The 12,328-nt window shown below is 59.8% G+C and carries 8 protein-coding genes; 7 read left to right on the top strand and 1 reads right to left on the bottom strand.

All coding sequences use genetic code 11. The features are described from left to right. The first annotated feature begins 82 nt into the window (after positions 1-82). Positions 83-3,184, top strand: coding sequence for a type III restriction-modification system endonuclease (locus ACCD05_RS12775; protein ID WP_413393104.1), 3,102 nt, complete (start codon positions 83-85; stop codon positions 3,182-3,184). Positions 3,185-3,218: 34 nt separating this feature from the next. Beyond that, positions 3,219-4,142 (top strand): restriction endonuclease, encoded by a 924-nt coding sequence (locus ACCD05_RS12770; protein WP_413393102.1) that lies wholly within the window; start codon positions 3,219-3,221, stop codon positions 4,140-4,142. 36 nt (positions 4,143-4,178) lie between these two features. Here the strand turns inward: ACCD05_RS12770 and ACCD05_RS12765 are convergent, their stop codons facing one another. After that, the gene (locus ACCD05_RS12765; RefSeq protein ID WP_413393100.1) at positions 4,179-5,114 is read right to left on the bottom strand and encodes an HNH endonuclease; all 936 of its coding nucleotides are present in this window, start codon (positions 5,112-5,114) and stop codon (positions 4,179-4,181) included. Between the two features lie 308 nt (positions 5,115-5,422). Between ACCD05_RS12765 and ACCD05_RS12760 the strand changes: the two genes are divergently transcribed. The 5 genes from ACCD05_RS12760 to ACCD05_RS12740 all read left to right on the top strand — a co-directional run bounded on the left by ACCD05_RS12760 (position 5,423) and on the right by ACCD05_RS12740 (position 12,173). After that, a complete protein-coding gene (locus tag ACCD05_RS12760; protein WP_413393098.1) occupies positions 5,423-6,601 on the top strand; it encodes a hypothetical protein in 1,179 nt (392 codons plus the stop codon). Positions 6,602-6,900: 299 nt separating this feature from the next. Beyond that, on the top strand, positions 6,901-8,055 hold the full coding sequence (locus ACCD05_RS12755; RefSeq protein ID WP_413393095.1) for a hypothetical protein: 1,155 nt from the start codon (positions 6,901-6,903) through the stop codon (positions 8,053-8,055). 484 nt (positions 8,056-8,539) lie between these two features. Further along, positions 8,540-10,408, top strand: coding sequence for an AAA family ATPase (locus tag ACCD05_RS12750; protein ID WP_413393093.1), 1,869 nt, complete (start codon positions 8,540-8,542; stop codon positions 10,406-10,408). Between the two features lie 26 nt (positions 10,409-10,434). Then, complete coding sequence (locus ACCD05_RS12745) at positions 10,435-11,220, top strand: ATP-dependent Zn protease (RefSeq protein ID WP_413393091.1); 786 nt, start codon at positions 10,435-10,437, stop codon at positions 11,218-11,220. A 203-nt stretch (positions 11,221-11,423) separates the two neighbouring features. Beyond that, positions 11,424-12,173: a DUF429 domain-containing protein gene (locus tag ACCD05_RS12740; protein WP_413393090.1), complete on the top strand. Its 750-nt coding sequence runs from the start codon at positions 11,424-11,426 to the stop codon at positions 12,171-12,173. Positions 12,174-12,328 lie beyond the last annotated feature (155 nt).

The following is a 12,328-nucleotide window of genomic DNA, read 5'->3' as shown; positions in this document are numbered from 1 at the left end:
CGCTTGTTGGGTAGTCTAAACCGCGAACATTTTACGAGAGCTCTACGAGAGCTACGAAACATTTTACGAAAGCTGACGCCCGATGAAGCTCAAATTCAAGGTCCAGCCTTATCAGACCAACGCCGTCGAGGCCGTCGTCGATTGCTTCGAGGGCCAGGTCAAATCCGACGCGTTGAGCTACCGGATCGATCCTGGCCGGAAATCTCAGACAAGTGCATTCGAGGAAGGGTTCAAGAATGCCGATTTCTCGATCAGCGAGGCTCAGATTTTCGAAAACATCCGCAATGTCCAGCGGCGCCAGAACCTGCCGCTGTCTCAGTCACTGACCGACTTCACGACGTTCAACACACGTGGCGAGCGCGTTGCCGTTGCCACCACTTACAGGAGGGATGCCGTAGTGGCGACTCGTGTGCATCTCGACGTCGAGATGGAAACCGGCACGGGCAAGACGTACTGCTACATCAAAACCATTTTTGAGATGAACAAGCGCTATGGCTGGTCGAAGTTCATCATCATGGTGCCCTCGATTGCCATCCGCGAAGGCGTGGCTAAGTCGCTGCAGATTACCGCGGATCACTTCACCGAGGGCTATGGCAAGAAGGCGCGATTCTTCATCTACAACTCGAAGCGCTTGCATGAACTGGAGAGTTTCTCGTCCGACGCCGGTATCAATGTGATGATCATTAACATCCAGGCGTTCAATGCGCGCGGAGCTGATAACCGCCGCATCTATGACGAGCTGGACGACTTCCAGTCGCGAAGGCCGATCGATGTGATCGCATCGAACCGTCCGATCCTGATCCTCGACGAGCCTCAGAAGATGGAGGGGGCTGCAACCACCGAAGCGCTTCCGAAGTTCAAGCCGCTGATGATCCTGCGGTATTCTGCCACCCACAAGACGCAGCACAATCGCATTCATCGCCTCGACGCTCTCGACGCCTATAACCAGAAGCTGGTGAAGAAGATCGCAGTCCGCGGCATCCAGGCGCGCGGTTTGGTGGGGACAAATGCCTACCTTTATCTCGAAGGGATCGAAATCTCGAAAAAGGCTCCGGTCGCCCGGATTGAGCTTGAACTGAAACAGGCATCGGGGGAAATCAAGCGCCAACTTCGCCGCGTGGAGTTCAAGGAGGATCTCTTCGCTCTGTCCGGTGAGCTCGATCAGTATCGAGACTTTACGGTCAGTCAGATCGACGCGGTGAACGAAACGGTCGAATTCACGAACGGGGTAGTCCTCAAGGCGGGAGAGCCCAATGGCGACGTCTCCGAGCGAGATATTCGCCGTATTCAGGTCCGTGAGACGATCAAGGCACATCTCGAAAAAGAGAAGCGGCTCCATTCTCGCGGGATCAAGGTGCTGTCCCTTTTCTTCATCGACGAAGTCGCAAAATACAGAGATTACAGCCAGGCCGAGGAGCGTGGTGAATATGCTCGCGTTTTTGAGGAGGAATATGCCTTTCTCAAGGACGAATATCTTTCCGAGCTTGCGATCGATAACGAGGCCTACCGCAAATACCTGGCTGGTATCGATCCTGCGAAAACCCATAACGGCTACTTCTCGATCGACAAGAAGACCAACCGCCTGAAAGATCCCGATGTTGCCAGAACCGGCGACAATAAGGGTCAGTCGGAGGATCCTGATGCCTATGACCTCATCCTGAAGGATAAGGAGCGGCTTCTCTCGTTTGCAGAGCCGACCCGCTTCATCTTCTCCCACTCCGCGCTGCGTGAAGGCTGGGACAACCCGAACGTCTTCGTGATGTGCATGTTGAAGCACAGTGAGAACCAGATCTCGCGGCGCCAGGAGGTCGGTCGTGGTCTGCGCCTGAGCGTAGATCAGAACGGCGATCGCATGGACAATCCGGTCACTGTTCACGACGTCAACGTGCTAACGGTGGTCGCCAGCGAGAGCTACAGGAATTTTGTGGATGCGCTTCAGAAGGAAATGGTTGAAGCGCTGACTGCCCGGCCGCGGCAGGCGAACGAGGAGTATTTCGAGGGCAAGATCATCGAGACGAACGGCACGTCGATCCAAGTGTCGCCCGATATGGCTGCAGGCATTGAGTTTTATCTTGTCCAGAACGGATACGTTGACCGACAGAAGAACATCACCGCGAAGTATCAGAGCGCTCGCGAAGCCGGCACACTGGCTGAGCTGCCGGAAGATTTGAAATCCTACACCGACCAAATCGTGGAGCTGATTGACGGCGTCTTTAATGAACGGCAGTTGCCAAAGATGCAGGACGACCGCCGCTCCAAGCGCAACCCGCTCAACGATAACTTCCACCGCAAGGAATTCCAGGAGCTCTGGAGCCGGATCAACCAGAAGGCAGTCTATAAGGTTGAATTCGAGCCGGCGGAACTGATCCGCAAGAGCATTAGCGCGCTCGACAGCCATCTTCGGGTGACGCCGCTCCAGTATACGGTCACCGCGGGCATTCAACGAGACGGGTTGACCTATGACGCCGTCGGGGATGGCAAGAGCTTCCGCGAAAACGAGCAGGAGACGTACCAGGCCGAAACCGTTGTCTCGCTCGTCAAGTACGATTTGCTGGCAAAGCTCGCAGAAGCGACCCAGCTTACCCGGCAGACCATCGCGGAGATCCTGTCTGGGATCCAGTCGAGTGTGTTCGGTCAGTTTAAGCAGAACCCGGAACACTTTATCAGCGAAGCGTCCCGCCTGATCATCGAGCAGAAGGCGACGATGGTCATCGAGCGTCTGACTTACGATGCCGTCGCCGAACGTTACGACGCCGACATCTTCACTGCCAGCCAAACCGTCCAGGATTTTTCGAGGGCCAGCGAAAAACTCAAGAAGCACGTCTACGATTATGCGCTTCTGGATTCAGACACCGAGCGCAAGTTCGTCGAGCAGTTGGACAACAGCAACGAGATCGTCGTCTATGCGAAGCTTCCGAGGGGCTTTGCGATCCCGACTCCTGTGGGTGACTACAATCCGGACTGGGCCATCTCGTTCAAGGATGGCTCGGTTCGGCACATATACTTCGTCGCTGAGACGAAGGGCACCTTGTCATCTCTGAAGCTGCGCGAGTCTGAGAGCACAAAGATCGAATGTGCCCGGCGGTTTTTTGAGGAGGTTGGAAGCTCAGTGACTGCTGAAAAAGTAAAATATGATGTGGTCACGGATTTCTCTCGTCTCATGGATGTGGTGCGGAGCGCCTGACTGGCGATTCAGTTACCCCCGCGGAGCTAAACCAATGATCCCCGATTACCAGACCCTCATGCTGCCGGTCCTCCGCTTCGCTGCGGAGAGAGAAGCCCGAGTGGCGGACGTCTCGGAACGCATCGCTGACGATCTCCGCCTCACCCAGGCCGAGCGGGACGAGCTTCTGCCGAGCGGCCGCCAGCGCCTGCTGCACAATCGCATCCACTGGGCTAAGTTCTATATGAGCAAGGCCGGGCTGATCGCCTCGCCCGCACGCGGTCGTTTTGTTGCGACCGAAAAGGGCAAGGCGCTGCTGGCGACGTCCCCGGAACGCATCGACGTTGCTCTTCTGATGCAGGAGCCTGAGTTTCGCGAATTCTACAGGAACGAAGGCGCGGCAGCAGGAGAGAATGGCGTTCCTGCCCAACCCGTCCAAGACACCTCTGCCCGAACGACGCCGGAAGAGCAGATCGATGCGGCTTATGCGTCCATGCAGGCAGCCCTGCGCGATGAATTGCTCCAGCGCGTCCTCTCTAACAGTCCTGCCTTCTTCGAGCAGCTTATCGTCGATCTCCTGGTTGCCATGGGCTATGGCGGGAGCCACAAGGATGCCGCCGCTCAGCTTGGCCGCTCTGGTGACGGTGGCGTTGATGGCATCGTCAACGAAGATCGCCTCGGCCTCGACCGTATCTATGTCCAGGCCAAGCGCTACGCCCCTGGCAATGCCGTCAGCCGCCCTGATGTGAATGGCTTCGTCGGAAGCCTCGTCGGCCTCGGCGCCACCAAGGGAGTTTTTGTCACCACCTCCACTTTCAGCCAGCCGGCACGCGACTTCGTCAAACATCTGTCGCAGCGGGTGATCCTCATCGACGGGCAAGAGCTGGCCGATTTGATGATCGAACACGGCGTCGGCGTCCGCAGCTATCGCACGGTCGAGTTCAAGCGGTTGGACGAGGACTTCTTCGGCGAGGAGTAAGGACAGCGTTTTCCAGCGGAAATTATTTTCAGTTCATCACCCCTTAAACACCTTCTCGCGGTGATATTGCAGAAACTGCGAATGTGGCCGCTCGTCCGGGCGTGACGGCACAAGCAGGCGCCGCTCGGTGTTGATGAGCCGCGTGATGGTATCAGGAACGCCGCCGCTCGCTATCAGTAGGCTGTAATCGTCATCGACTGAAATCAGACCGCGATCAAACATCCAGTGCACGGTGCCGGAGAGTGCGAGGCCGTTGCGAACACTATCCGGCCCGCGGTCAGCTACAGGCCGGATGTGTGCCGCCTGAACCTCCGATCGCCCGCCGCCATTTATCAGCTTGAGCCCCGTGACAGCGCAGGTGTCCTGATAGGCTGCCTTGATCGCCACGGAAAACGCCCTGTTGCGAAAGGGTCGCTGCACCACCTGAGAGACGATCCGTCGGTCGATGCTGTCGACCTCGTAGGGCATCTGTGGATTGTCACCCAGCCCGAGGCGCGCCTCCTCAACCGGATCTGGCGCCGGGCGTTCCCGATCCCACTTGCCTAGTACATGTGCGAAGCCAGCGGCGAGGATCAGGTCGTATCCTTCATCCGAGATGTTGCGGACAGCGCGCCCGAAGGCGCCCTTGTTCGTAGAGCCGTCCTCCTTTCGCAGACCGCTTTCGTAGTAGTGGTCGACGTCCTTGAAGGGCACAGCGTGGTCGAACGGCAGGAAGTCGTCAATCAGCGCATAGAAATGGTCGGCCCTCGACGGATCCACGATGATATCGGTGATCCTGCCTGTCGCGAAATATGCCTGCTTGCCGCCCGTTTTCATCAGATCGCCGCTCGGCCGTCGTGGCTCATAGTAGACGATCCAGTCTCCCCGCGTAGCTTCGATCTGACGCAGATAGGTTCGCGGGAAATGGTAACGCTGCTCCGGAAGATCGTCGTAGGTCGGATCGACTTTTGTCGTCAGGACCGCTTTTGACATCGTGGCACCTCTATGAACTGTCCTGGTGTTACCAGGTCGGCAGGTTTTCGAAAACATGCACGGGCGCGCAAGGTAGCGCGCCCTGAGGTTGTGCTTTGTTGCTTTGGCAAAATCGAAGTAATAAAAATTTGAATGCGTCAAAATAAAACTATAATAAGTATGAAATGACGCAATATTCTGATTTTTTAAGTAAAAAATAGATATACAACTTTTGATATGCCTTGAGTTACTTTTAAATCCAAGGGATAATTTACATATCAATTGCGCAGGTGCAGTTGATGCTTTTGCAACATGCAAGGATCTTTGACATGACGAAGAAAACTAACGAAGCGGCATCCGGCCGCTTTGACTACGACGCGCTCAACATCGGTGCGCAGAGCAAGAAAGCGTTGGAAGCGACAGCCTTCAACATCCAGGCTTTGGGACGCCGCTCCACGGAGCAGGCGTTCGAGCTGGGCGACCTGCTGGAGCAGGCGTCCGAACTCGTTGAGCCCGGCACCTTCGAGAAATGGGTCTCGCAGCGATGCGACATTTCCTCGAAGACCGCGCGCAACTATCGCTCTGTTGCGCGCAACCTCGCTCCGTACCGCACACGTGCGGTCGAGCTGGCTGTCAGCCCCACGGTTCTTTTTCATCTGGCGTCCGCGCCGGAAGAAAAGATCGAAGCTGCCTTGGCTCACGCCGAGGAGCATGAGGGCATTCGAGTGAGCGAAGTGAAAGCTTTGCTAGCGGACGGTGCTGAACCATCGTCCAAAGAGGTCACGAACACTGAGCTTGCTGACATCGGGGGTCTTTCTGGGCTGAGGGCACTGATCGATCTCAAGACGAAAAGTGGTGTTGCCGCTTTCGTTGAGAATGCGGCAATGCTTGCCAAGGCTGTAGAGGACACTCTTCAAAGCAAACCTCGGGGCAAGCGCCTTCAAAAGAAGGCACTCGTCCCCGTGCTTGAGCCGTTGGGACGAATTGCCAAGCGCAGCCTGGGCAACGTGCTGCTTCTCGACGCACCAGGCGACATCGACGTCCGAAAGCTCTCCGCGACTGAGCTTGCCCCTGGAAGCCGATGGCACAAAGTGTTCGAGACGCTCGACGACGTGGGCGATCGAGAGGCTTGGCCTGAGGCGAAGGAGCTCGAACTGTGGCTCAGCCAGTCGGTGCTGCCGCTCCTCGATTGGGCAACCTCGAGAGCGAAGCAGCCTGAATGGCCGCTTGGGGCCAGCGTTGCCTTGAACTCACCTGGCAAGGCGATGCGCAGTGGGCTGGAGGCGCTGGGTGGCGTCGTGCGGGTTGAGGCGCCAAGTCTCGATCCGTCCGAGGACAAGGATAAAACGCTCGAGGACTACGTACCGCCGGCGATGTTCACCCGGAGGGGTGGAGCATCTGAGACCGCCGGTTCCAACGTCCTTTCTTTCGGCTCGACCGAAGGGCTGCCTGGACTAAGGAAGCCGAAGGCGCTAACGCGCAAACCCACCGAGGCGTCGGCGGACTGAACATAAGAAAGGGGCTTTCGGGCCCCTTTCTTGATTCCGGCTGTGTGTTTGGCGCCGTGCTCAGCGCAACCTGATCGCGCTTCACCGGTCGTTTACCATCGCGCGCGGACAGAATTCGGACGTGAGCCCCCCGTTAACCGCGTTCAGGATCTGTTCTCTTTTTGCCGATCGGGTCCTTGAGATCCGGTCGGGGTCCTGTCAGGACTGGGTGGCTCCAAGAGATGAGCAAGCGGCCCAAGCCGGTGGTGGAACACCGACAAGGGCCTGACCCTCAGCCTTCTGTTGAAAGGAATCGGGCTTTGACCAACCTACACTCTTCATCCCCTGCCGGGGAAGTTCTCCGCGCCGCGTCTGCGGCATCCTCCACCGTCTCTTCACTCGCCGGCTCGGCATCGCCCCGCCACTCCGGTGAGCGCTTCGCTGTTCAGGCTGAACCGCCGGTTCTGCGCCGCCACCCGCATCTGGTGCGCTACGCGCATGTCGAGGCTGAGTTCGACATTCTGATCGACAAGGCCATCGCTGCAATCGCCGACGGCGAGCCCGCCGAGGACGAGATTCTCGGCCACTATGTCGCCGTCGCCTCGCTGGTCCGTGCCGTAAGCTTCCGTGAAGGCAAGCTCCTGGAGCAGGCCGTCGAGCGGTTGGCCAAAGTCAATCCCGATTTGGTCGTGTTGATGCAGTCGATCAAGCTGCCGTTGGTGAAGGCCGCGATCGAGGCGGTGGCTGGCAATGACTGGCGCCAGCTCGAAGGCGTGCGACTTGACTGCGAAGCACCAGCGAAGGGCAGCTACACACCGGACCTCATCGTCGTAAACCGCGCCAAGCGCGCTGCCTTCGTGCTAGATCTGAAACGGTCGCTCGCGTCGTATGGTGACACCAGTCGACTAGAGGAGCTGAAGCTCAAGATGCTGGCCTCGGCGATGGTGCTGCCGGACTGGCTCTACAAGACCCAGAAGCGGACGATGGTGGAGACCGTCGGTGTTGCGATTATTGATGGCGCCAGCCGTCCGAGTGATCATGCGGCAGGCGTCTGGGCGCTCTCCGAAATCGACGATCTTCTTGAGATCGATGGTGCCGCGGCCTGCATGGCGGAACTGCGTGTTCGCTTCGGGCGCCGCGTCCAGCAGCTTCTTGAGGTCGAGGCGCGCCGGGCGCTCGGTATCACCGAGACGCCGGCGGCGACCCTACCGCTCTGTGCTGCCGGCTCCGCGACGTCGCTCCATCAGCGTCGCTTCGGGACGCTGCGGGCGATCCCCCGCGTGAAGATCTGCGATGACGTCACCGATGACACTAAGCATCATGGAGCCGGATGCCGTTGCGGCTCCTGTGAAGAGCCGAGCTTCGATGATGCCGACGACGGCCGCGATGATCCGGAGGCGCTGGCAGATGACGTGGTCTTCTGGCCACCTGAGCACATCCGCGTCGGCTTTGCCCGGCGGCTGCTCGACGCCTGAGGCGAGCCCGCCTTTGCATGAAGGAGGCTATGGCTGCAGCGCGTGACGCCGCGGCGGCCTCTTGCCGTTCCCATCATCCTTGAAAAGACGCCGTCCGCTGAAGCCGGACGGCCAGGAGACCCTGCATGTCCGCAGACATCATGTCCACTCAACCATTATCATCGACGTCACCCCGCCTGAAGTGGACCAGCGCGAGAGCTTCCAAATCCAATCGGCCTCTTGTGGCTCCTCGTCCGCAGGACGACCCAGCTCTGATTATCGGCCTCGCTCTTGCGTTCGCCCGGCAGGGGTCCTCGGACACGCGCGCCATTCCCCCTGTGCTGCTCCACCGGCTCCGCCACCTGGCAGAATCCGGCGATCCCACTTGCCGGCTGGTTCTCAACTGCCTCAACAGGAGGGCCGGCGCCAGTCATCGGACGGCCGCTCGCCAGGGCGTGCCGCCGGAAATTGTTTCTGCTCACCTCACAATCGAGGAGGATCGTTGATGGATCGACGGGCTTCCTTCCTCCTTCGACGTCTCGCCCATGTCGAACGCCGGGCCGTTCGGCGTCTCGCGGTCCGCAACGGTCTTCTGACGATGACGACCGCCATCGTCGACGGTCATCTCGTCAGCCGCTTCAGTCCCGCCTTCGATCCCTCCCATCTCACTGGCGACCTGAAGCAGGACCGGCAGTGGATGCGGGATCATCTCCCAGGCTTTCTGATCGAGGCGCCGCTGGACGGAAACGGTCGTCCCGTTCTAGTCCCGGCCCTGCCGGGGTGGCCAGATCACCTCAGGCGGCATCCGGCAAACATTGAGGCTGCTAACACGGCCGCACATCCCTACGCGGTCCGTGTTGTTACCGAGGCTGGCTACAAGCCGAGTGTCAAACATATGGCCACCCTGCTAGTGCTTGCAGCGGCGTTGAAACAATCCGGCGTCACACTGCGCGATTTGGTCGCGATCCTGCGGCAGCCCGCACCCGTCTTCTCCGTAGCTGTCCTCGCCGATGGCTTCGAGAGGGCCTTGTCGCAGCTCATCGAAGACACCGGCATCGTGCCGTACGGACCTTACACCGGCGTGGCGGCGGATTTTGCTTTCACCGACGATCTCTGGAAGTGGGTGGATAGCGAGACCCGGCGCATCTTCCTGCAGGTCCCGGCTGGTGAGACGAACCGTCCGAGCCGCGCAGCGCTGCGCGGACAGTTGCTGCGAGCTCTGGCGGACGGTACGCCTGTGCTCGCCGTGTCGGAGACGTACACTGACGTTCCCGATCAGATCGATCTCACCTGCGATGTCAGGCTGACGGGCGCCGAGATCGATCGCCTGCTGATCACCGATCTGCTGGAAGCCACCTATGGCAGTGATGCGGTCATGCGTTTTGACAGCAGCATCGCGAAACTCGATGCCAGTGCGCTCACGCTCGACGATCTCGCTATTGCAATCCGCCCTGGCCGTCCGATCCTGTCGAGCCTTGATGCGCTCGCCGGACTAGCAGCGCTGAACAGCGAAGACAAAAAGGATGGAAGCGCCGAAGACAAGGCGGCCTCCTCGCGGCGTCTCATCACGCAGAATCCAAGCGAGCGCAGAGGCCAGACGTCGCAGGATGGCGGCAATAGCGGCGATCGCGCTTCATCGGCGTCCACGTCGTCCAAGGGCAAGCGCAAGGACAGGTCACGACAGAAGCCAACCGGCGCCGAGGTGATCCAGCCGGAGGCCGTCGAGGATGCATCTTTGCCGATCGCACCGCCTGTCCTGCGGGTTGAGATGCTAACTGGCTACGGTGCAGCAAAAGACTGGGCGCTCGGCCTGAAAGCCGATCTCGCGGATTATCAGACGGGAGACCTCGCCTGGTCGCAGATGAGCACCAAGCTGCTTCTCTCCGGACCGCCGGGCACCGGCAAGACAACTTTTGCACGGGTGCTTTGTAACACGCTGCAGGTGCCACTGGTCGTCACCTCTGTCTCGACATGGCTACAGGGCGAGTATCTGCATGATGTGCTGGACAGGATGGCTGGTACTTTTGCGGAGGCCCGGCGCCAAGCGCCGTGCATCCTGTTCATCGACGAGATCGACGGCATCGGCCAGCGCGCCTCGGCGTCGCGACCCTACGCCGACTATTGGAATGCATGCGTGAACAAGCTGTTGGAGCTTCTCGACGGCGCCATCAAGACCGAAGGCGTCATTGTTGTCGGCGCCACGAACCGGCCGACCGAAATCGACGAGGCGATCCGCCGCTCGGGACGGCTGGAAACACATATCGAAATCCCGCGACCGGATATTCCGACGCTCGCCGGCATTCTCGCCCATCATCTGGGCAGCGACCGCGATGCCGTCACCGTGTCGGACACCCAGATCGGAGGTCAGCCATGACGGGAAACACCAAAGTTGGCGGCTCGATGGACGAGATCGAGGTCATCCTGGAGGATGACGGCGAGCGCGACATCGACACGCCAGAGACGGCCGAGCATGATAACCCAGTGCTTCAGGCGTTGCGACGTCTGGCAACCCGAGCAATGGGCCTGACTGGCGCCGACATTGAACGGATCGTCCGCGAAGCGCGATTGAAAGCTCGCCGCGAAAAGCGCCGCCTCACATATGCAGACATCGAAGCGGGCATTCGCGGTCACCGCCCGCCGGTCCCGTATGATATCCGATGGCGCTTCGCCATCCACGAGTCCGGTCATGCGGTCGTTCATCACGCTCTGCGGCTCGGGTCGATCAAGGGGCTGACGATCGACGCCAAGGACGGCGGCCACAATGCAGTGACCTTTGCGACCAGCACGCCGGATACCGAAGATTGGTACGGGCGGTTGCTGGCGATGCTGATGGCTGGCCGCGCGGCTGAACTCATTGTGCTCAAGACCGTATCGGCAGGCTCTGGCGGAGCGGAAGAAAGTGATCTTGCGCGCGCGACTCGTGTCGCGCTGGACATGGAACAGGCGCTCGGTTTTGGTGGCCGCCATCCGCTACTCTATCTCGGACACAAAGATCCGACCGCGACCCTCAGCCGCGACGCCGATCTGGCAGAGCGGGTGCATCGCCGGCTCGAGTTCGCTCAGGCACGGGCGACGGAGGTCATCACCGAGAACCGGCGGGCCTTCGACCGGCTGGTGCGCGCGCTCTTCGACGCCCAGGCGCTCGATGGTCAGGCGGTCATGGACATCCTGGTCGCTGACTCGTAAATCCTGAGCGAGGACTGGAGGACAGGATGTCTGTAACGGTTATCGCACATTGCGACTGGAGCATCGAAGCCAAGAAGCGATGGATGTGCGTGGCGGTTCGGCAGGGCGAGACGTGGGCCCTTTCGGCGCCGGAACCCGTCGGCGACACGCAGAGCCTTACACATCGGCTGCGGCGGTGGATAGGAGCAGACGCCGCAGCGCTGATGGGTTTCGACTTCCCGATCGGTCTTCCTGCCGCCTACGGCAGAGTTCTGGGGACACCTGACTTCCGTTCCTTTTTGCGGTCGTTTGGCGACGCACGCTTTGCGCGATGGTTCGACGTCGCGGAAGAGCGCGACCAGATCACCATCGACCGACCATTCTATCCGATGCGGCCGGGGGGCACGCAGCGGCAGCACCTTTTCGACGCTTTAGGGCTGAGCGGTAAGGATCTTTTGCGCCGCTGCGAGCGGGCGACGTCCGATCGCGGCGACGCCTGCATGTTGTTCTGGACGCTCGGCGGCAATCAGGTAGGCAAGGCCGCCTTGGCCGGCTGGCGTGAGATTATCCTGCCGAACTTGGAGGAGCTATCGCTTTGGCCGTTCGACGGGCCGCTCCATGAGCTGATGATGCCGGGCGCCACTGTTGTCGCCGAGACCTATCCCGGCGACGCTTATGGCCAGCTTGGAATTCCTCGACGCCCTGTTTGGAGTAAGCGACAGCAAGACGGACGCCGGTCCGTGGCAAGTCATCTGATGCGGTGGCTGGAGAGCAGGTCACACGTCGATGGGCGCGAACTCCAAAGCCTGATCAGTGATGGCTTCGGAAACGGCAAGGACGGTGAGGACCGGTTCGACGCGACGGTCGGCCTGCTCGGCATGATCGACGTCGTCGATGGCCGCCGGGGCGAAGGCGTACCGGAAGCAGATGATGTCAAAACGTGGGAAGGCTGGATCCTAGGTCAGCAGGCTTAAGTCTCCCACACGTTGATCCACGGCGAGATGGTTTACTACAGGTTGCTGGCAACTCGAAACAAATTGCGCTCATTCGATTGTAAGCGGGTAGGCCATCCCGCGTAGCGCGGTATCGAAAGATCGCTCATTCTCAGCATGAATCATGCGGAGAAACC

The organism is Rhizobium sp. Rhizsp42 (assembly GCF_047304155.1).
Taxonomy (GTDB): Bacteria; Pseudomonadota; Alphaproteobacteria; order Rhizobiales; family Rhizobiaceae; genus Rhizobium.
Note: the sequence above shows the minus strand (reverse complement) of the source record. Positions and strands in the feature narration are given on the sequence as shown.